The following is a 20,135-nucleotide window of genomic DNA, read 5'->3' as shown; positions in this document are numbered from 1 at the left end:
AGATTATTCGTCAATATCCTTTGTCTTTTTTAAATCCTTAGGAATAATTTTTTCTGGTTTCTTTGTACGAGTAAACATTGGCCTTACGGTTTGCCTTCTAAAAGGAAGACGAAAAATAGCATCTCTAAAATCAGTTAATCTAGGCGGATAGAGCGGTTCTAAAAAAGGACGGCCAAGTGATGTTAAATTAAGGGTGTAAGTCATCAGCCATGCGAAGCAATATACAATCCCCAGTAATCCCCATAATTGCGCAAAAATCAGAAATGGAAAACGAAGGACACGAATGGCATTACCAATCTTATAGACCGGGGTTGTAAACGATGCTAAAGCCGCAAGAGCGATTAGAATGAGTAATACATTACTCGTCAAACCTGCTTCAACGGATGCTGTCCCGATAACGATCCCGCCAACAATCCCAATTGTCTGACCTACTTTTGTAGGCAATCGTGCCCCTGCTTCTCTTAGCAGCTCAATAACCAGTTCAAGAAAGAGGGCTTCAAAAAATGGCGGTAATGGAACAACCTGTCTTGAAGCCACAAGTGTACCCATTAAATCACCTGGTATTAATTCATAGTGATAGGTGAGCGCTGCTACATAAATAGGTGTAATTAATATCGAAAAGGCAACCGAGAACAATCGGATGACCCGGAAAAAAGAAGCCAGCATCCAGTTTGTTAAATAATCATCAAACGAACTGAAAAATTCTATTAATGTTGTAGGCGCAATCAGCACATGCGGAGAACCATCAGATATGATGACGATCTTTCCTTCTGTTAATACAGAAGCGGCTCGGTCTGGCCTTTCTGTATCCAAAGCTAAAGGAAAAGGTGAATTATGCTGATCGGATATAATTTGTTCAATAAAGCTGCTGTCAGGAATATTGTCATATTCCATATCATCCAGCCGCTGCATTATGGTATTGATGTTTTCTTCATTTGCGAGACCTTGAATATAAGCAACGCCAACTTTCGTTTTTGAATACTTACCTATTATTTTTTCAATAATAACCAGCTCTTTTATTGGAAGCCTTTTTCTTAAAAGGTTAATATTCTGGCCGTAAGATTCTACAAACGCTTCTTTGGGTCCTATTACACTGAATTCAACCTCAGGTGCAGCAATGTTTCTTCCAATATTTTTACTAGCTTCTAAGTAGGCTGCTCTCTCTTTATCTCCGCTTATTCTGATTTCGACAGACCCTCTTAAGAGATGTTCATCTCGGCAAGAAAAATCAGAGATTTTAATGCCTGGAACAGAGAGGATATCAGTAATATCCTCTAGTTTTTTAAAACCTTGCTCTAATAGTTTTGGCAGAATGAATTGTTCAATTATTTTTGTTTCTGATAATGACGTATAGAATGAAACAACAAATTCTTCTCCCGTTGCTTTATTTGGATAAATGACTTCCTTAAAATCATTTGATAACTCATAAACAGATTTAGCTTGCTTTTGTGCTTCCGTTTGAGTGTTCTGTTTCTCTGAAGACTCCGTTTTCTTGGAATCCTTATTTTGCTTTTTTTCTTTTTTCTTCTTCTTTAAATCCTTATACCAGCTTAACCAGCCTTTCATATTGCCACCCCAAATCGGGAAAATTCACCTATATGAGGATAGTATGACCAAAATATGATAATTTATGGGAAGAAAATAGGTACAAAAATCTAAGTGATGAAGATGAAGAAAGGGGCGGGAAAGAAGCAGGGAAAGAGGATCGCTCGATGTTGGGAAACAAGTTTGTCCTAAAGTGGAAAGGATTTGCTCGGGTGCAGGGGAAAGTTGCTCCAAAGTGGGAGACTCGCTCCATGCAGGGGTATGTTGCTCCAAAGTTGAAGGAAACGCTCCAATGTTGAGGAAAGTTGATTGAAGATGACAGGAACCGACTCAAAAAAAAGGAAAACCTGCTCTATTTTTGCAGCGACCGGCTCCAAGAAAATGAATTTCTGCTCAATCTCGTGAAAACCCGCTCTAAAAATTATAATTATAAAATTGCTCCAATACAGGCAAACTCGCGCCAAAAATAAAACCCCACAAAAATCTCTCAAGATCTTTGTGGGGTTAACTTTTACTATTGAAGAAAAATCTGCTCCATTTCATCTAACACTAAGTTTGCAGCAATAACTCCGCCGGCTGTGTTCCAAATGGTGTCACTTACACGATGGGCATTTCCGCTTGAAACAGCGTTTAATTGTTGGAAGAGGGGATCGTTTACCCAATCCTCTTCAAGTTTCGTTGCTTCACCATCACCGGTTTCATATGTGAAATAGAATAAGACGTCCCCATCCATCGCAGGAATTCTTTCTTTTGTAACATTCGTTTCAGCAAAATCATTGACATCCTGACCTTCAGCCCGAGCAAAGCCAAGCTGCTCAAGAATTACACCAGAAAATGAGTCTTTGTGGTAAATCCGAACGTCCCCTGCCATGAAGCGAACAACCGAAATTTTCTTACTCAATTGGTCTCCAAGCTGTGCACTTAAATCTTCAATTCGCTGGTTGTATTCGTCTAGTACTTCTTGCCCTTTGTCGGTCTGATTTACAGCTTCAGCGTAAAGTTTAAAATTCTCTTGCCAGTTTCCTCGCAGAGTTTCTGAAAGAACTGTAGGGGCAATCGCATTTAATTGTTCATAGATTTCTTCCTGACGCAGTTTAGTCCCGATAATAAGGTCAGGCTCTAAAGCAGCGACTGCTTCAAGGTTAACCTCGCTTTCAGTCCCGACGACTTCAACACCTTCCATGTCAGCGGCAATATGTTCATACCATGGATCACCAACCCAAGATTGGACAGCTCCGACTGGTTTAATTCCCATTGCTAACAGTGCTTCTGTACCTTCATTTGTAAGAATGACAATTCTTTCTGGGGTATCAGGAATTTCTGCTACACCCATTGAATGTTCAACTGTATATCCTGTGTTTTTGTCATTTCCTGTATCTTGATCCGCGTTATCCTCTGTATCTTCTGTTGCACATGCTACAAGTGCGAAAACAGTCAAGATGATAAGAATAAACAAGTTGCGAAATGCTTTCATTTTATGATCCTCCTATGTAATAGAGTATAAATGATAATGATTATCAATTACTTTCAATTTGATATTAAATGGGAAGCAAGAACATGTCAAGAACTAATTGAAAATGATTTTCATGCTCATTGACAACGAGAATGATTTTCAATAGACTTAAAGTTAGAAAGAAAGTTTTGAAATGTAAATTTGGCAGGTAACTAAAAAATGCAATTAACAACTAACAGGCAAAGATGGCTTGGTTTATTTTTAATCTTTACTATTACAATCTTTCTTATTAGTGCAAGTATTGTTTACGGTTACACGGATACGAGCTGGAGCATGGCCGTTGATGCTTTTTTTAGGTTTGATGGATCGACAGAGCATCTAGTTTTAACAACAATCCGCTTACCGAGGGCCATTATTGCAGCTGTTGTAGGAGCAAGTCTGGCGATTGCTGGGGTTTTCATGCAAACCCTGACAAAAAATCCCTTGGCATCACCAGAAATTTTTGGAGTTAATGCTGGTGCAGGATTTGCGATTGTTGTTGCTGTGACCGTATTTTCTGTTACTAGCTTACAAGCTTTTACTTGGATTGCCTTTTTAGGTGCAGCGGCTGCTGCTATTGGTGTTTATCTGATTGGTTCGATTGGCCGAGAGGGTTTGACACCGATGAAGCTTACATTAGCCGGGGCAGCAATGGCAGCGATGTTTGCATCTTTTACACAAGGGTTACTTGTTCTAAATGAAGCAGCCCTTGAGCAGGTGTTATTCTGGTTAGCTGGTTCAGTTCAAGGCAGAAAACTCGATTATCTTGTAAATGTTCTTCCTTATTTAACAGTTGGCTGGGTTATATCCCTCATAATTGCAAGCAAGATGAATGTATTCGCTATGGGAGAAGATGTGGCAAAGGGCCTTGGCTTAAAGACAGGACTATTAAAAATGGCAGCTGCCTTCGTGATTATCCTGTTAGCAGGAGGTTCAGTAGCGATTGCCGGTCCTATCGGTTTTATCGGGATGGTAATCCCTCATTTTGCGAGAGCGATCGTAGGCATCGACCATCGCTGGGTTCTTCCCTATAGTGCCTTTCTTGGAGCATCATTACTGTTAGCCGCTGACATTGGAGCGAGATATATAATCATGCCGCAGGAAGTTCCCGTTGGTGTTATGACAGCTATCTTAGGGACCCCATTTTTTGTTTATTTGGCAAGAAAGGGGTTTAATGGCTGATGAAAGGTTTTTTTAAATTCCGTTTATTTCAAGGGAAAATTTCTTTTCTATTAGAAAAAAGATCACTGCTCATAGCTTCGATTTTATTAGCAGCAGCGATCATTGTATTTTTATTAAGTGTGGGTTTAGGGGATTACCCTGTAAGCCCAATAACCGTTCTTTCTGTCATCTTTGGCGGGGGAAACAAAATGGAGCAGCTGGTGGTTTTGGATTTCCGTCTGCCGAGAATCCTGATCGCTCTTTTGGTGGGAATTGGTTTAGCTGTATCAGGAGCCATTCTCCAAGGTATCATCCGGAATCCGTTAGCCTCTCCGGATATAATTGGCGTAACAGGTGGTGCTTCTGTAGCCGTTGTTGCGTTTCTGGCTATTTTCACAAATGACGACAATGTTTTAACCGTCAGTATTTCCTGGATGCCGCTCGCCGCATTTATAGGCGCGTGTATCGCTGCTTTTTTAGTATATTTTCTTGCATGGAAAAATGGAGTTTCACCAATCCGTCTCGTCTTGATTGGAATTGGGATATCGATGCTGATGCAGGCGTTTACGACTTTATTTATGATTTTAGGTCCTATTTTTCAGGCAAGTCAGGCGAATATATGGATTACTGGAACCGTCCATGGTTCGAAATGGTCAGATGTGATGATGCTTGCACCATGGACTGCTGTTTTACTGATCCTCTCAATGATTGCGAGCCGGACCTTAAATCTTCAAGAGTTAGGTGATGAATTGGCTGTTGCCGCAGGAGGAAGGGTACAAACACAAAGATTAATTTTGCTGACCATCAGTACAGCTTTAGTAGGCGGTGCCGTAGCTTTTGGAGGCGGTATCGGGTTTGTTGGTCTGATGGCACCGCATATGGCCCGCAGATTGGTCGGCTCTTCATTTGGGGCGCTAATACCTGTGTCAGCGTTACTTGGTGCAATTTTAGTGATGGCTGCTGATTTAATAGGCCGTACATTGTTTTCACCGCTTGAGATTCCTGCCGGAGTATTTACAGCTGGAATTGGAGCACCCTATTTTATTTATTTATTGTATAAAACAAGAAACCGTTAATCTGAAGTTTATTAATTGGTAAAGGAGCAGGGCTATGACTCACACAATTGAAACCCAATCATTAACACTTGGCTATGGTGAATCCATCATTATTGAAACATTAGATTTAACCATTCCTAAGGGCGAAATTACTGTTTTTATTGGAGGAAATGGGTGTGGTAAATCGACGCTGCTTCGGTCAATTGCACGGCTCCTTAAGCCAAAAGAAGGGGTTGTTTTGCTTCAGGGTGAAGCCATCGCTAAGATGTCCACTAAGGAAGTAGCAAAACAAATGGCAATACTGCCACAATCTCCTGTTCCGCCAGAAGGATTGACGGTTCTCCAGTTGGTGAAACAAGGCCGCTACCCTCATCAGACCTGGCTTAAGCAATGGACTGGGGAGGATGAAGAAAAGGTAATGCATGCACTAAAAGCAACTGGCATGGCTGAATTAAAGAATCGCCCTGTTGATTCTCTATCAGGCGGTCAAAGACAGCGTGCATGGATTGCGATGACCTTGGCCCAGGATACAGATACGATTCTGCTAGATGAACCGACCACGTATTTAGATATGACCCATCAAATCGAAGTACTCGATTTGTTATTTGAATTAAATGAGACGGAGCAGCGAACGATCGTTATGGTTTTACACGACATAAACCTTGCCTGCCGCTATGCTCATAATATAGTCGCAATCAAAGATAGAAAAGTGTATGCCCAAGGCAAACCAGAGACCGTGATTACGGATCAATTGGTAAAAGAAGTGTTTCAAATGGAATGTGAAGTGATGAAGGATCCTTTATTTGGCACACCACTTTGTATTCCGTATGGAAAAGGAAGACAGATCCTTAAAAAGGCAGGAATTGTCAATGCTAGACAACAGGCTTACTGAGCATGAACTTCAAGAATTATACCGTTTTAGACTGACTGCGGAAGCAAAAGAGGGGCAGCTTCGCTTTACGGCAGAGGAAATTATGACCGAGGATACGGTAAGGTCTATATTACAGAAAATAAAGGATCGGATCGAAGCCCCAAACTTTTTAGTCACTGCCTCGATATTAATGAAACGGTATGCCTTTTTACCAGTGATCTATCTCTATGCTTTTACAAAATGGAACAAGATTCTAATGTTAAACTCAAAGCAAATCTATATTGAAGATGCGGAAAAAAGCGGAATGTGGCTGCCAGAATTTCGACTTGCGTCAGCAGAAGCTAAACCATTCTCTGCTGAGACGAGAGAATTATACCGAAAAGAGGCCATTACGAATCTATTTAGAGAGCATATATACAAGATCATTCTTTCACTGCACCGAGAAACGAAGGTCTCTAAAACGGTACTTTGGGAAAATATCAGTGTTTATATTTTTTGGGTGTATGAGTTATTGATTGAGGAAAATCCTGATTTAAGAGAACAGGCTTTATCTGATTACCGATATATTTTTCAGCAAGCCGAAGGGGCCAACTTTGGACCTTATAAAGCAAACCCGCTTGCATCGTTTGATTCCGAAAAGGTCAAGATAGAAGAATATGATACTATGATCCGGATTAGAAAAACCTGCTGCTATTCTTATATGATGTTAAAGGATAGTGAGGGTGCACACTGTAAAACGTGCCCAGTTAAATGTAAGCTTCTTAAAAGTCAGTTGAAAAAGGAGGCTAATGTGTGAACTCAGAATTTGAAGAGAAATTTCACTCCCTCTTACAAAAATATGCTGAGCTTTTAACCGGAGAAAGCGATAAGAAAATCGTTGAAGATGTTGTAAAATGGGCAATGTATTCACAAATTGCAAAAACGATGCCTGCCCTTGCTAAACATTGGAACCAAATGTATCCGGAAGCAAAAGTAGAAATGAAACAAATTAGTCTTTCCATCAAAGAGAAAAATGATAAATTGCGCACTCAATCTAGATAAAGTAGAAGTCGTTCCTGAAAGAAAGGAGTGACTTTTTTATTTTGTTCAATAATTATTTTGAATAAAAGATATATTCAAATAATTTGGAAGATGTTAAAATATTATAGAGATTTAAATAGAGAAAAGCTTTGCTACAGGGGGCTAATTGGATGGAAAAGGTAATGAGGAACTTTTTTCTTTTTTTAGCAAAAAACAAATCGTTAACAAAGCTAGCAAGAAAATATGGATTACGTTTCGGGGCAAGCCGATTTGTTGCAGGGGAAACAATCGAAAGGGCTGTCCAGGTTATTAAAGACTTAAATGAAAGCGGTTTATTGGTGACTGTTGATTATTTGGGTGAGTTTGTGGATAGCGAAACAGAAGCAAATCAAATGGCGGAACACACGATTGAAGCGATTAAAGCTATTGGAGTGGAAAAGTTAGATGCACAGCTCTCATTAAAACTAACTTCATTAGGATTAGATATTTCGGATGAAATTGTCTTATATAACATGAAGCGGATCTTGGAAGAAGCGCAAAAGCAAGGCGTATTTGTAACAATTGATATGGAAGACTATTCGCGTTGTGAAAACACGCTAAAAATATTTAAACAGTTAAAGTCTCAGTATAGCAATGTAGGTACAGTCCTGCAGGCTTATTTGTACCGGACGGAAGCCGATCTTCATGATTTAGATGCCTATGAGCCTAACTTGCGCTTAGTTAAAGGAGCGTACAAAGAGTCTGACGAAGTTGCGTTTCCTGAGAAAAAAGATGTAGATGAAAACTATAAAAAATTAATTCAGATTCATTTATTAAATGGACATTATACTGCTGTTGCGACCCATGATGATGCCATTATTGAGTTCACTAAAAAATTTGTAAACGAGCATCAAATTTCTCATGATCAATTTGAATTCCAAATGCTTTTCGGCATTCGCCATGAAAAGCAGCTTGAACTCGTGAAAGAAGGATATAAAATGCGGGTCTATGTTCCATTTGGCACTGACTGGTTCGGTTATTTTATGAGAAGGCTGGCCGAAAGACCCGCCAATGTCGCGTTTGTGTTAAAAGGGATGTTTAAAAAATAACAAGAATAGCGCTTGATTTTTTTATGATCTCTGAAACTATTGGTAGGGTTAGGGTGGTTCCAGGTTTTTTGCGGACACTCGTTCCGTTATCTGTGACAAAAGGGCCATATTCCAGAGTTGAAAGGACATAGGTTCCGTTATCTATGCAAAAACATGGGATTTTCACATGATTTTAGGCCAATAACGGAACGTATGTCCTATAAATTTTAAAAACAGGGGTTTTCCGAAAATAACGGAACGTATGTCCGATAACAAGAAAGTACTAAACTGCTTACCATAGTAAGGACAAGTATTTATTTCTATTATTGCTTTTTATATTGGTTATTCTGGCTGTTTACTTTTCCGCCCCCGTCATTTTCAACTGTAGGACCTGCATTTCCCTTAACACTTGCTGCACTTACTCCTCTTTTTGATGGATTCTTTTTGAGCATTGCCACCATCATCACCTCCTAGAGGATAGTGTTGCCTAAACGAGAGGGAATATTTGAGGCTTCGATTTCTAAAATTTTAGATAATTGTATTGCAGGTAGACTAAAAATTTTATATAGTAATAGAAAAGAAAGCGATTTATTTTTTTTGCAACAAAAATGAATGAACATTCATTCAAAAAAGAGTTGATTAAGAAATATTCATTTGTTTAGTAACTCCTCGAATATGTTTGTAGTACGAGGATATCCATTCTTAAGCTATGGTGAAGGAGGAAGAATTCAATGAAACAAATTAAAAAAGCGGCCGTTATCGGCTCTGGTGTTATGGGATCTGGAATCGCAGCTCATTTGGCAAACATCGGCATCCCCGTTACTTTGTTTGATATTGTCCCCAAGGAGTTATTAGAAGACGAAAAAAAGAAAGGGTTTACATTAGAGCATCGAGAAGTACGCAACCGGATCCCAACGGTTGCGATTGAGAAACTGCTTAAAGCAAAACCTGCTCCTCTCACCTCAAAAAAGAGCTTGGCGTTAATTGAACCAGCTAACCTCGAGGACCACCTGGAGAAGCTTCGTGAGGCTGATTGGATTATTGAAGTGGTAGTCGAAAATTTAGCTGTTAAAAAACAAGTGTTTACTACAGTTGATCAGTATCGAAAGCCTGGTAGCATTGTCAGTTCCAATACATCTGGTATTTCTGTGGAAGCCATGTCTGAAGGGCTTTCCGACGATTTTAGAAAGAACTTTTTAGGTACACACTTTTTTAACCCGCCTAGATACTTAAAGCTTTTAGAAGTGATTCCAACAAAAGCGACAGATCCAGATGTTGTTTCCTTTATGAAACAGTTTGGTGAGGATGTATTAGGAAAAGGGGTTGTGTTAGCAAAGGATACACCAAACTTTATTGCGAATCGAATCGGTACTTATGGACTGCACATCACTCTTTTAGAGATGGTGAAAAGACAGTTTTCCGTTGGAGAGATTGACTCTATTACAGGTCCGTTAATCGGAAGACCAAAAAGCGCAACGTTTAGAACACTTGACGTTGTTGGTCTCGATACATTTGTTCACGTTGCCAACAATATTTATGAACAAGTATCAGGAACAGAAAAACAAGTTTTTGAAGTTCCGGTATTTTTGAAGGAAATGGTTCAAAGAGGCTGGATTGGTGCTAAATCAGGGCAGGGCTTTTATTTGAAAAAAGGGAAAGACATCTTTGAACTAAATCCAGCTACTTTAGAATATGAGGAACGGAAATCTTTAAATTCGGCAGCAGTTGAAATGGCAAAACAACAAAAAGGGACAGCCAATAAATTAAAAACACTGGTTTATGGCAATGATCGGGCAGCTGAACTGCTCATGTCTATTCTCACTCCGGTTTTACTCTATTCAGCTGAATTATTGGGTGAAATTGCAGATACGATTGTGGATATAGACAGAGCGATGAAATGGGGATTCGGATGGGAACTGGGGCCATTTGAAACATGGGATGCAATCGGTCTAGAAAAATCTATCACTCTATTAAAAGAGCAAGGTAAACAAATCCCAAGCTGGGTAGAAGAGATGCTCCAAAAAGGGCATAGCTCTTTTTATAAAGAAGCAAATGGCGACCTTTTCTATTATGACGGAGATGATTATCGTGCGATTGAAACAAACCCGAAAGAAATTAACCTAAAACAATGGAAAATAAAGCATGGAGTTATTAAAAAGAATACGGGTGCCAGCTTAATTGATTTGGGTGATGGTGTAGCTTTGCTTGAATTCCACTCCAAGAGCAATGCAATAGGGCTTGATATTATGGAAATGATTCATTTCGCCATTGACGAAGTCGAAAAAAACTACAAAGGTCTCGTCATCGGGAACCAGGGTAAAAATTTCTGTGTCGGAGCAAATATTGCACTGATGCTGATGGAAGCACAGGATGACAATCTCTTTGAATTAGATATGGTTGTCCGCAAATTCCAGCAAGCGATGATGCGAATTAAATATTCTCACAAGCCAGTCGTAGCAGCACCGTTTAATATGGCTTTAGGCGGAGGAGCAGAAGTATCATTGCCAGTCGATCATATTCAAGCATCAATGGAAACCTATATGGGACTCGTTGAAGTGGGAGTCGGCCTTATTCCAGGCGGAGGCGGAACAAAAGAACTATATATTAAGCATTTAAATGGGATTCCTAATGGAGTAGAGTTCGATCTGCAAAAGGTTGCAAACAAAGTATTTGAAACCGTGGCAATGGCAAAAGTATCAACTTCTGCAGAAGAGGCTCGTGAAAACAATTTCTTAAGTCCAGCAGATGGTGTAAGTGTAAATCCAGACCACTTAATCTATGATGCAAAGCAAGCTGTTCTTGCAATGGATGCTAAAGGATACCAACCAAGAGTGAAAAAGAAAATTCCGGTTGTGGGAGAAACGGGCTATGCAACTCTTTTATTAGGGGCTCAGGCCATGTATAAGTCAGGATATATTTCTGATCATGATTTATTAATTGCTAAGAAGTTGGCTTATGTCATTGCTGGAGGCAAGGTTCCTTTCGGTACAGAGGTAGATGAAGACTACTTACTGAATTTAGAACGGGAAGCTTTCATCAGTTTAATCTCACATCCAAAAACACAAGCTCGGATGCAGCACATGCTGCTAAAAGGAAAGCCATTACGCAATTAACATAAAAGGGGGAGGAAAACATGAGAGAAGCGGTCATCGTTGCTGGTGCACGAACACCTGTAGGAAAAGCGAAAAAAGGAACTCTAGCCCATGTCCGGCCAGATGATTTAGGAGCATTAGTTGTCAAAGAAACGTTAAAAAGAGCGGGCAATTATGAAGGAAATATTGATGATCTTATCTTTGGCTGTGCGATTCCTGAGGCGGAGCAAGGCTTGAATATGGCTAGAAATATTGGAGCATTGGCAGGATTGTCATACCAAGTCCCTGCCATTACAGTAAATCGCTTCTGTTCATCAGGGCTACAGGCGATTGCTTATGGAGCGGAAAGAATTATGATTGGGTCATCTGATACGATCATTGCCGGCGGAGCCGAATCGATGAGTCTTGTCCCGATGATGGGGCATGTTACAAGACCTAACGTTAAATTGGCTGAAGAAGCTCCGGAATATTATATGAGTATGGGGCATACAGCGGAAGAGGTAGCACGTCATTACGGGGTATCAAGAGAAGACCAAGATGCCTTTGCCGTCAGAAGCCATAGCCGGGCAGCGGCTGCGATAGAGCAAGGAAAGTTTATCGATGAGATTGTCCCGGTTGACGTCACGTTCCGACGGGTGACAGACAAACATAAACTTGAAGAAAAACATAACAAGTTTGAAGTTGATGAAGGGGTTCGGCCTGATACAACACTTGAGGTGCTGGCAAAGCTTACGCCTGCATTTGCTGCTCAAGGGTCGGTAACAGCTGGTAACTCATCGCAAACTAGTGATGGAGCAGCAGCTGTGATGTTGATGGATCGTAAAAAAGCGGATTCATTAGGGCTTAAGCCTTTGGCGCGATTCCGTTCTTTTGCGGTAGCCGGTGTTAGGCCAGATTTAATGGGAATCGGACCGGTCGAAGCCGTTCCGAAAGCCTTGAAGATTGCTGGATTAAATTTAAGCGATATTGGATTAATCGAATTAAATGAAGCCTTTGCTTCTCAGTCCCTCCAGGTTATTCGTGAACTTGGTATGGATGAAGACATTGTCAATGTGAATGGAGGCGCGATAGCACTAGGTCACCCGCTTGGCTGTACGGGTGCAAAATTAACACTTACATTGATTCATGAAATGAAGCGCCGCCAAGTCCAGTTCGGCATGGTGACAATGTGTATGGGAGGCGGAATGGGAGCTGCCGGGATATTTGAGTTAGTAGAATAGAGCATTGCTCGTTTTTTGACTTTAAAGTTGTACTTGTAGGGGTATGAGTTTAAATAGAGTCATGAGCTAAAACAGGAAATTATTCGGTGAATAATTGGGAGCAAGGGACCAATAAATGGGCGGTCTTGCTTGGTAATTGGGGGACGATAATTGGGCGGATTCTGCAAATTATTGGGCACTTTAGCTCAACAATTGAACTACCCGTATAAGCAGCCCTATAAAATTTTAATAAGAATCAAAATTAAATGAGGGGAGAGTTTTACATGGCGAAGCAAGTAGATGCAGTGGTAAAAGGCGGAAGTTTTATTTTAGAAGATATTTCTGCCGATCAAATTTTTACACCTGAGGATTTTACGGAAGAGCATAAAATGATTGCAAAAACAACTGAGGACTTTATCAATAATGAGGTAATGCCTCAAGTTGAATATTTAGAGAATCATGAGTTTGACCGTTCTGTTAAGCTGTTGAAACAAGCAGGGGAACTAGGGCTTTTGGGTGCCGATGTTCCTGAGGAGTATGGCGGATTAGGGTTAGATAAAGTCAGCTCGGCTTTAATTGCTGAAAAGATGGCAAAAGCAGGCGGATTCTCGATTTCTCATGGTGCACATGTTGGAATTGGTTCACTTCCAATTGTTTTGTTTGGTACAGAGGAGCAAAAACAAAAATATCTCCCAGCATTAGCAACTGGTGAAAAACTTGCTGCGTATGCCTTAACTGAACCGGGTTCTGGATCTGATGCTCTTGGTGCCAAAACCACTGCTAAATTAAACGAAGCGGGAACCCACTATATTTTAAATGGGGAAAAGCAATGGATTACAAACTCTGCTTTTGCTGATGTATTCGTTGTCTATGCAAAAGTAGATGGCGAACATTTCTCAGCCTTTATCGTAGAAAGAGAGTTTCCTGGTGTATCAACAGGTCCAGAGGAAAAGAAAATGGGTATCAAGAGTTCCTCAACAAGAACGCTGATTCTGCAAGATGCCCAAGTCCCGGCAGAAAACCTGTTAGGCGAGGTTGGCAAAGGGCATGTAATTGCATTCAATATTTTAAACATTGGCCGTTATAAGTTAGGGGTAGGAACTATTGGAGGTTCAAGACGCGCCCTGGAAATCACGATTCAATATGTAAATCAGCGAAAGCAATTTAAAACACCAATCTCAAGCTTTAATTTAACGAAAGAAAAATTAGCAACGATGGCTTCAAGACTATACGCTACTGAATCTTCCGTTTATCGGACTGTAGGATTATTTGAAGATCGGATGAGTCAGTTATCGGAAGAACAAGTGAGAGATGGTAAAGAGGTTGCCAAGTCTATTGCCGAATATGCAATTGAATGTTCATTAAACAAGGTATTCGGTACGGAAACTCTAGACTACATCGTGGACGAAGGGGTTCAGCTCCATGGCGGCTACGGCTTTATGAGTGAGTATGAAATTGAAAGAGCTTACCGTGATTCCCGTATAAATCGGATTTTTGAAGGTACCAACGAAATCAACCGTCTTTTAGTTCCCGGCACGTATTTAAGAAAGGCAATGAAGGGAGAACTTCCACTACTTCAAAAAGCACAAGCTCTACAAGAGGAACTCATGATGCTGATGCCTGAAGAACCTGGTGATGAGCCATTGGCGCAAGAAAAATATCTCGTTAAAAATGCGAAGAAAATTGCTCTTATGATCGCTGGGTTGGCCGCACAAAAATTCGGTCCAGCCCTGGAAAAGGAACAAGAAGTGTTAGTGAATATTGCAGATATCGTTTCCAATGTCTATGCAATGGAATCTTCACTGTTACGAACAGAAAAAGCTATGAATAAACAAGGCTTAGAAAAGAACAAGCAGAAGCTTCTTTACACTCAAATTTTCTGCCAAGAAGCGTTTAACGAAATTGAACAACATGCAAAAGAATCTCTAATTGCAATTGAATCTGGGGATACTTTAAGAATGATGCTTTCAGCCTTAAGAAAATTCACTAGACACACACCAATTAATGTGGTTCAAAAGAAACGGGAAGCTTCCGAACTGCTGATTGCAGAAGAAAAATATACCGTATAATGACTATGAATGTGAAGCCGCCCCTTTCGAAAAGGTGCGGCTTCACGTATTCTAGGGAGTAAAGGGGGGCGTTGACTTGAGTAAATTGAAACGGAACGTCTGGATCATATCCTTTATAGTAACAGCAGGCGGTTTTTTCTTGTTATATAAATTCACCATCCACCCTTCCACAGTGAGCGGAAATGGGAATCCTGCACTGATAATCCTATGGCTGTTTTGGCCAGCATTTATCTGCTTTTATTATTTGACTGGACAAACGACAAGAGTAATTTTTACTAAGTATAGAAATATAAACCTTATTTTTTCAGTCTTGCTTATTTGTACAGGGGCTTCTTTATTGCTCCTCATTCCAATCACCAGCTTTGCAGGTCAGTTAATCGAAACACTCGGAGGACCATCCACTGAACCTGATTCAAGGATTTACCGATTTCCATTATGGAATCAGTATACAAACAGTCTCTTTTTTAATATCTATACATTTCTTTTAAGTATTTTTGTAACTGCTATAATAGCAACTTCTACTCTGCTTATAAAAAGAGGAAATTAAAATAACCCTAATGACGTGCTCTCTCTCAGAGGGTATGGTAAGCTATTTGTGAACAAGCTTACTGGATGAGGTGATCAAAATGGCTTTAACATTTTACGGATATCCTAAATGCGGGACATGCAGAGAAGCGGCCAAATGGCTAGATAAACATGATGTTCCATACAACTATGTTCATATTGTGGAAGAGACCCCTTCTAAGGAAAAAATTGAAGAAATGTACAAGAACAGTGGCTTAGAATTAAAGAAATTTTTTAATACGAGTGGTTTGAAATATAAAGAACTCGGCATTAAAGATAAGCTTAAGGAGATGTCTGAATCAGAGCAGCTTAAGCTTCTAGCTTCAGATGGAATGCTATTAAAACGACCAATTGCAACCGATGGAAAAAATGTAACAATTGGTTTTAAAGAAGACCAATACGAACAAGTGTGGAAAAAGTAAAGGACATCTTGCTTTTTTTATCGTATCTATGTCATGATAATTTTAAACAATACATATTTGGAGGTTGAACCGTGAGTACGCCAAAAGATCTTCGTTATACAAAAGAACATGAGTGGATTAAACTTGAAGGGGAAAAAGTAAGAATCGGAATTACAGATTTTGCACAGTCAGAGCTTGGAGATATTGTGTTTGTTGAGCTTCCAGAAGTCGGAGATGAAATCTCGGCTAACGATCCTTTTGGAAGTGTTGAATCTGTTAAAACGGTTTCTGAACTTTATGCGCCTATCTCGGGTAAAGTGGTAGAAGTCAATGAAGAATTAGGTGACAGCCCAGAGTTCGTTAACGAATCACCTTATGAAAAAGCATGGATGATCGTTGTTGAACCATCTAATCCTTCCGAATTAGAACAGCTCATGACGGCCGAGCAATATGAGGAAATGATTAAACAAGATTAATAAATGTAAGGCACTTGGACTAGTTTCAAGTGCTTTTTGTTTTCTTATACAGTACTGCAGGAAATCCTTCCTTGAATGGGACCTTTCATCTTAGCCATACTATGAATAGAAAGGTGGGAAAACAGTGAGTTTACATTCATCAAAAAGAGATATTACAGATCAGGTTATTGGCAAACTGCATGGTAACCATATTGATCTTTATTTAGATCATGAAAAAATAGGGTCTATGAAGGTTCCTAGTGATAAGGCGAATTTTCAGCTTGCCTCCCATTTTGAAGTGGAAAATCAGAAAATTTATCAAAAATATACATCTGTAGCCCAGCCTGATGCAAAATATACAGACTGTGACCAGGAAGGTGGATGGTGTTAAGGAAAGCTATCGAATGGCTTTCCTTTTGTTTCTTTTTATAGGGGAATGTCTTGTTTTCATGAATTTTATGAAAAATACAAGCAACCGCTATATAATCCTATGTATAATAAGAGAAAGCAGCTTTACTAAGTTAACGTAAAAAGGTGATGGTCATGTGGGAGGAAGAGCTGAATAAAGTCTTGATTGTAGAAGGGACTTCAGATAAACGAAAGGTTGAATCAATTATTAGAGAACCGCTCGAGATTATTTGCACGAATGGAACCTTGAGTCTAACGCGTTTAGATGAATTAGTTGATTCCTTATATGACAAAGATGTCTACATCTTAGTAGATGCAGATGAGGCCGGAGAAAAGTTGCGAGGGTTATTTAAACGAGAATTTCCGGAAGCCCAACATTTATACATCGATAAAATGTATCGTGAAGTGGCAAATGCCCCAACTTATCACTTGGCATCGATATTATTAAGTGCTAACATCGATGTCGACGCTAGGTTTATTCCAATCTAGTCCGCAAAATTATTTTTATTGCTGCAAAAGGATGTTTTTTAAATGGATTTACTAAATAGGGAACAAGCTATTTCCAGAATAAATCAGACCGGTTCGTATCTGCTCTTTCTTTATACACCTATGTGCGGAACCTGTCATATTTCCGAAAAAATGCTGAACGTTGTGGAGGAATTGGAGCAGAATCTTCCATTAGGAAAGACTGATATTAATTTTATCCCAGAGTTTGCAAAGGAAGCGGAAATCGAAAGTGTACCGTGTTTATTATTTTTAAAAAATGGTGTGATTGAGCAGAAATTGTATGCATTTCAAAACGTTCCTCATCTTTATGAAAATATTAAAGCCTTTCAAAAAGCAGACCGGTGAAAACACCGGTTTTTTTGTGGCTATGTGTTAATGTTTTCAGAACGCTGATTTCGTATAGATTGTTGCTTTTTTGACCACCCTGTTGATATAATCCAGTCCAGGGAGGCGTTAGGTAATGTGGACTAAGCTGTATGAAAAGGCAAACGAGCTATCAAATAAAGACCAATTGGAGCTATTTAATGCTCTTAAAAGGGACCTTTTCCCGGATGAACCTGATAAGATAACAAAGCTGTTAAATCGTATTCGGGAAAGCCGTTTTAATAGCGGGATGGCTTGCGTGCATTGTGGCAGCACATCTGTAAAAAGAAACGGAAAGTACAGAACACGTCAACGCTATCTCTGTAAGGATTGCAGTAAAACCTTTAACGATATGAGTAACACACCATTTTCAGGCTCCAGATACCCCCAAAAATGGGTGAAGTTTATGGAAATGATGGTGGAAGGATACACATTGCCAAAAATCGCTAAAAGACTGGATATCCATATTTCTACTGCCTTTTATTGGAGGCATAAAGTTTTGTATGCTTTACGCTCCTTAGACTTTAACCAACTACAAGGCATTGTTGAGAGCGATGAAACATTCTTCCGCGAGTCAATGAAGGGGAGAAAAGTAACGCATCGGGTACCGAAAAAACGAGCTACCAAAGATGAAAAAAGAGGGATATCCGACCTTAAGATTGCTGTTGTTGTCGCTCAAGACCGAATCGTAATATGATTGCTTTGAAGGCTGGAACTGGTCGTGTAAAAGCAGAAGAAATTGATGCCGTAATCGGAAAATATATCGACCTAAAATCTTTTCTTTGCACCGACACGGCTACGAACTATAAGAAATTTGCTAAGTTGAAAGGATTACAGCACGAGACCATCAACGACCGAAAGAAACAGCGGGTGAAAAAAGGTATTTATCATATCCAGAATGTTAACAACTTCCATAGCAGATTAAAGACTTGGATGAGACGCTTTCAGGGGGTTGCGACCAAGTATTTAGATAACTACCTTTATTGGTTTAGGTGGTTGGAAATAGACAAGCATTTATCCTTTGAAAAACAGGTGGAACAAATGCTTATTTCAGCGTGCAAAAAATCAAATAAAACCACAGTGGAATTCTTGAGGGCAGTATAAAAAGGACCACCGTTTTGATGTTCTGAAACTACGCACCCGTTACTTGAATAAGAATTTGTTTTATCGAGATTGCGATGTACCTCTTAGCTTCCATAAAAGAATGCCAATTGATGCTACAATTAAAATGATTCCCAAAGTTAGAAATACATAGCCTGTTGCCATAACCTCTGTCCAATGAACACCATCATCATTAAATTGAATACCTAAAAAAGTTATTACAATACCTTCTCCATCTAATATGGGGAACCCATTTTCACGAGCTTGAAACATTGAGTATAGTCTTTCAACTGCTCTAAATTCATAGATTGCTGCTACACCTAAGACAAGCAAAATGTTTTGAATTAATACTGTTTTAATTTTCATAATAATCCCTCCTTCTGTAAAAATTTTCTTATTTAAATTGTCCTTATTAAACAATCCTGCTCCGTTACTTCAATAAGAAAGGGGGAAACCACTTTTATTGAACAATCGCTACCCGTTAGTTGAGTAAGTATTTATACATAATCACATTTTACGAGTTCTTAAAACCTCTTTTGCCCTTTCATAATCCTTCTTAAATACCTTTATTGTATGTGGGGTTCCACCAAGAGCAGCAAATCTTAAACCATGATTACTCCCACTTATCACTTTAAATTTTTTTATCCCTGCACTTTGTAATTTTTCTTTTGCCTTTAAAAGTTCCCCTGCATCTAAAGTAGTAAAAACCGCATAAGTTCGAGCAAAGAACGTTTCATACAACCATTGAAACATCTAAACACCCCTTACTTTTTTTAAAAAAATCACAAAAGTTTGATTTAATCTTGAAAGGACTTAAAAACCTTTGTTGAACTAACCTCCCGTAATCTCAACAAGTTCAACAAAAAAGCGTTAATCATTCTTCGATCATGCAAACATTTGCTGAACCAAATCGATTTATTGGATCTTTCTTTTATAGTTTTCAATAAACACAGATGGTTCCACCTTAAAGAGCTGCCTAATTTCTTTTACTTGATTAGTTGATATGAAGTTTGATACAAGTTTCAAGGCAAATGAATATCCTGCAAAAACAGGGATTCCCATTTTAACACTTCCAAAGCATAATTTGCTCTTTATGTTATCATCCGTAGTTTTAAGGTAATCTTTACACTCGCTCCAATATTTTACCTCTACCTCATTTGAAAAGTTATCTTTCCACCACCTCTTGTCTGGGTATAAGGAGAGACTAAAATATTCAGCTGTTCCCTCCATTTTATACCACTCTTCTAATGTAAATGTTTCAAAAGATAAGTTATATATTGGATTTTCTGGTGTAGCGTGATGTAATTCGTGTGCTAATAAATATTGAAAAAAATCTATGTCTGGTTTAGGAGGGATCGCGATAATAATGTTGCCTGGACCATTAGTAAAAGCATTAGTCCACAGAGATTGGTGTTGATCTTTAAAGAAAGGCAAAAGTAATGCAGGTACAATAGTAATTTGTATTTCGTTAAAGATAAGGTGCTGGTTAACATTATTAACAGTCTCTTCGACTTTAGCTTTTATTTGGTCGGTATCCCATTGTAGGAGGGAGATTTCTTGCTTTGACAGGTCTTTAAATTTATGCAACTGAAATCGTTGGACCAAATGTTCCCATTTAGTTAACCAAGAATTTTCATCTACTAAAAGACTAAACTTTTCTCTAAAATACTCATCTAAGCGATAGCGATTAGATAAGATTTCATTAGGAGTAACTTGTTTTAATTCAATCACTATTTCTATCCCCCTGATTAATAAGAGATTGTCG

22 protein-coding genes and 1 pseudogene are annotated in these 20,135 nt (G+C 39.2%); 17 read left to right on the top strand and 6 right to left on the bottom strand.

The features are described from left to right. Positions 1-3 precede the first annotated feature (3 nt). Together CRO56_RS13930 and CRO56_RS13925 are read right to left on the bottom strand one after the other, a co-directional pair. The gene (locus CRO56_RS13930) at positions 4-1,566 is read right to left on the bottom strand and encodes a spore germination protein (protein WP_097159229.1); all 1,563 of its coding nucleotides are present in this window, start codon (positions 1,564-1,566) and stop codon (positions 4-6) included. 493 nt (positions 1,567-2,059) lie between these two features. Further along, a complete protein-coding gene (locus CRO56_RS13925) occupies positions 2,060-3,019 on the bottom strand; it encodes an ABC transporter substrate-binding protein (RefSeq protein ID WP_097159228.1) in 960 nt (319 codons plus the stop codon). 198 nt (positions 3,020-3,217) lie between these two features. On the opposite strand from CRO56_RS13925, the gene CRO56_RS13920 reads away from it, so the two are divergent. The 6 genes from CRO56_RS13920 (at position 3,218) to CRO56_RS13895 (ending at position 8,232) form a co-directional block, all read left to right on the top strand. After that, entirely contained in the window at positions 3,218-4,219 is a 1,002-nt protein-coding gene (locus CRO56_RS13920) for a FecCD family ABC transporter permease (protein WP_097159227.1), read from the top strand. Next, the gene (locus tag CRO56_RS13915) at positions 4,219-5,274 is read left to right on the top strand and encodes a FecCD family ABC transporter permease (RefSeq protein WP_097159226.1); all 1,056 of its coding nucleotides are present in this window, start codon (positions 4,219-4,221) and stop codon (positions 5,272-5,274) included. Before CRO56_RS13920 ends, CRO56_RS13915 begins: the two co-directional genes overlap by 1 nt. Before the next feature lie 34 nt (positions 5,275-5,308). Then, on the top strand, positions 5,309-6,145 hold the full coding sequence (locus CRO56_RS13910; protein WP_097159225.1) for an ABC transporter ATP-binding protein: 837 nt from the start codon (positions 5,309-5,311) through the stop codon (positions 6,143-6,145). Next, the gene (locus CRO56_RS13905) at positions 6,123-6,920 is read left to right on the top strand and encodes an IucA/IucC family C-terminal-domain containing protein (protein ID WP_179714288.1); all 798 of its coding nucleotides are present in this window, start codon (positions 6,123-6,125) and stop codon (positions 6,918-6,920) included. Before CRO56_RS13910 ends, CRO56_RS13905 begins: the two co-directional genes overlap by 23 nt. After that, positions 6,917-7,165, top strand: coding sequence for a DUF2573 family protein (locus CRO56_RS13900; RefSeq protein WP_097159223.1), 249 nt, complete (start codon positions 6,917-6,919; stop codon positions 7,163-7,165). Before CRO56_RS13905 ends, CRO56_RS13900 begins: the two co-directional genes overlap by 4 nt. 149 nt (positions 7,166-7,314) lie before the next feature. Continuing rightward, positions 7,315-8,232, top strand: a complete 918-nt coding sequence (locus CRO56_RS13895) for a proline dehydrogenase family protein (protein WP_097159222.1) — start codon at positions 7,315-7,317, stop codon at positions 8,230-8,232. Positions 8,233-8,534: 302 nt separating this feature from the next. On the opposite strand, the gene CRO56_RS13890 is transcribed toward CRO56_RS13895, so the two are convergent. Next, positions 8,535-8,669 (bottom strand): YuzL family protein, encoded by a 135-nt coding sequence (locus CRO56_RS13890; protein ID WP_097159418.1) that lies wholly within the window; start codon positions 8,667-8,669, stop codon positions 8,535-8,537. Between the two features lie 273 nt (positions 8,670-8,942). On the opposite strand from CRO56_RS13890, the gene CRO56_RS13885 reads away from it, so the two are divergent. The 11 genes and pseudogenes from CRO56_RS13885 to CRO56_RS13840 all read left to right on the top strand — a co-directional run bounded on the left by CRO56_RS13885 (position 8,943) and on the right by CRO56_RS13840 (position 18,373). After that, the gene (locus CRO56_RS13885) at positions 8,943-11,324 is read left to right on the top strand and encodes a 3-hydroxyacyl-CoA dehydrogenase/enoyl-CoA hydratase family protein (RefSeq protein ID WP_097159221.1); all 2,382 of its coding nucleotides are present in this window, start codon (positions 8,943-8,945) and stop codon (positions 11,322-11,324) included. Positions 11,325-11,344: 20 nt separating this feature from the next. Next, on the top strand, positions 11,345-12,523 hold the full coding sequence (locus CRO56_RS13880) for an acetyl-CoA C-acetyltransferase (protein ID WP_097159220.1): 1,179 nt from the start codon (positions 11,345-11,347) through the stop codon (positions 12,521-12,523). Between the two features lie 86 nt (positions 12,524-12,609). Further along, complete coding sequence (locus CRO56_RS23430) at positions 12,610-12,732, top strand: hypothetical protein (RefSeq protein WP_281257318.1); 123 nt, start codon at positions 12,610-12,612, stop codon at positions 12,730-12,732. Positions 12,733-12,786: 54 nt separating this feature from the next. Beyond that, entirely contained in the window at positions 12,787-14,571 is a 1,785-nt protein-coding gene (locus CRO56_RS13875; RefSeq protein WP_097159219.1) for an acyl-CoA dehydrogenase family protein, read from the top strand. Between the two features lie 76 nt (positions 14,572-14,647). Further along, a complete protein-coding gene (locus tag CRO56_RS13870; RefSeq protein ID WP_097159218.1) occupies positions 14,648-15,118 on the top strand; it encodes a hypothetical protein in 471 nt (156 codons plus the stop codon). Between the two features lie 79 nt (positions 15,119-15,197). Beyond that, the gene (locus tag CRO56_RS13865; protein ID WP_097159217.1) at positions 15,198-15,557 is read left to right on the top strand and encodes an arsenate reductase family protein; all 360 of its coding nucleotides are present in this window, start codon (positions 15,198-15,200) and stop codon (positions 15,555-15,557) included. Positions 15,558-15,628: 71 nt separating this feature from the next. Then, positions 15,629-16,012, top strand: a complete 384-nt coding sequence (gene gcvH, locus CRO56_RS13860) for a glycine cleavage system protein GcvH (protein WP_097159216.1) — start codon at positions 15,629-15,631, stop codon at positions 16,010-16,012. 124 nt (positions 16,013-16,136) lie between these two features. After that, positions 16,137-16,382, top strand: a complete 246-nt coding sequence (locus CRO56_RS13855; protein ID WP_097159215.1) for a YusG family protein — start codon at positions 16,137-16,139, stop codon at positions 16,380-16,382. 152 nt (positions 16,383-16,534) lie between these two features. Continuing rightward, a complete protein-coding gene (locus CRO56_RS13850) occupies positions 16,535-16,888 on the top strand; it encodes a toprim domain-containing protein (protein ID WP_097159214.1) in 354 nt (117 codons plus the stop codon). A 42-nt stretch (positions 16,889-16,930) separates the two neighbouring features. Next, positions 16,931-17,251 carry a thioredoxin family protein gene (locus tag CRO56_RS13845; RefSeq protein ID WP_097159213.1) on the top strand — a complete coding sequence of 107 codons (321 nt, stop codon included), beginning with the start codon at positions 16,931-16,933 and terminating at the stop codon, positions 17,249-17,251. Positions 17,252-17,366: 115 nt separating this feature from the next. Further along, a pseudogene (locus tag CRO56_RS13840) lies at positions 17,367-18,373 on the top strand (IS1595 family transposase). 60 nt (positions 18,374-18,433) lie between these two features. Here the strand turns inward: CRO56_RS13840 and CRO56_RS13835 are convergent. From CRO56_RS13835 to CRO56_RS13825, 3 genes are all read right to left on the bottom strand, one after another. Then, positions 18,434-18,736, bottom strand: coding sequence for a hypothetical protein (locus CRO56_RS13835; protein ID WP_097159212.1), 303 nt, complete (start codon positions 18,734-18,736; stop codon positions 18,434-18,436). A gap of 141 nt (positions 18,737-18,877) precedes the next feature. After that, a complete protein-coding gene (locus CRO56_RS13830) occupies positions 18,878-19,123 on the bottom strand; it encodes a putative signal transducing protein (protein ID WP_097159211.1) in 246 nt (81 codons plus the stop codon). A gap of 162 nt (positions 19,124-19,285) precedes the next feature. Continuing rightward, complete coding sequence (locus CRO56_RS13825; RefSeq protein ID WP_245855889.1) at positions 19,286-20,101, bottom strand: DUF2268 domain-containing putative Zn-dependent protease; 816 nt, start codon at positions 20,099-20,101, stop codon at positions 19,286-19,288. Positions 20,102-20,135: the final 34 nt, after the last annotated feature.

It is taken from the genome of Bacillus oleivorans (genome assembly GCF_900207585.1).
Taxonomy (GTDB): Bacteria; Bacillota; Bacilli; order Bacillales; family JC228; genus Bacillus_BF; species Bacillus_BF oleivorans.
Note: the sequence above shows the minus strand (reverse complement) of the source record. Positions and strands in the feature narration are given on the sequence as shown.

Bases quoted from the DNA above. Each gene is read 5' to 3' on its own strand.
- CRO56_RS13930 (WP_097159229.1), bottom strand. From the start codon at position 1,566: ATGAAAGGCTGGTTAAGCTGGTATAAGGATTTAAAGAAGAAGAAAAAA.
- CRO56_RS13925 (WP_097159228.1), bottom strand. From the start codon at position 3,019: ATGAAAGCATTTCGCAACTTGTTTATTCTTATCATCTTGACTGTTTTC.
- CRO56_RS13920 (WP_097159227.1), top strand. From the start codon at position 3,218: ATGCAATTAACAACTAACAGGCAAAGATGGCTTGGTTTATTTTTAATC.
- CRO56_RS13915 (WP_097159226.1), top strand. From the start codon at position 4,219: ATGAAAGGTTTTTTTAAATTCCGTTTATTTCAAGGGAAAATTTCTTTT.
- CRO56_RS13910 (WP_097159225.1), top strand. From the start codon at position 5,309: ATGACTCACACAATTGAAACCCAATCATTAACACTTGGCTATGGTGAA.
- CRO56_RS13905 (WP_179714288.1), top strand. From the start codon at position 6,123: ATGCTAGACAACAGGCTTACTGAGCATGAACTTCAAGAATTATACCGT.
- CRO56_RS13895 (WP_097159222.1), top strand. From the start codon at position 7,315: ATGGAAAAGGTAATGAGGAACTTTTTTCTTTTTTTAGCAAAAAACAAA.
- CRO56_RS13885 (WP_097159221.1), top strand. From the start codon at position 8,943: ATGAAACAAATTAAAAAAGCGGCCGTTATCGGCTCTGGTGTTATGGGA.
- CRO56_RS13880 (WP_097159220.1), top strand. From the start codon at position 11,345: ATGAGAGAAGCGGTCATCGTTGCTGGTGCACGAACACCTGTAGGAAAA.
- CRO56_RS13875 (WP_097159219.1), top strand. From the start codon at position 12,787: ATGGCGAAGCAAGTAGATGCAGTGGTAAAAGGCGGAAGTTTTATTTTA.
- CRO56_RS13865 (WP_097159217.1), top strand. From the start codon at position 15,198: ATGGCTTTAACATTTTACGGATATCCTAAATGCGGGACATGCAGAGAA.
- CRO56_RS13850 (WP_097159214.1), top strand. From the start codon at position 16,535: ATGTGGGAGGAAGAGCTGAATAAAGTCTTGATTGTAGAAGGGACTTCA.
- CRO56_RS13845 (WP_097159213.1), top strand. From the start codon at position 16,931: ATGGATTTACTAAATAGGGAACAAGCTATTTCCAGAATAAATCAGACC.
- CRO56_RS13835 (WP_097159212.1), bottom strand. From the start codon at position 18,736: ATGAAAATTAAAACAGTATTAATTCAAAACATTTTGCTTGTCTTAGGT.
- CRO56_RS13830 (WP_097159211.1), bottom strand. From the start codon at position 19,123: ATGTTTCAATGGTTGTATGAAACGTTCTTTGCTCGAACTTATGCGGTT.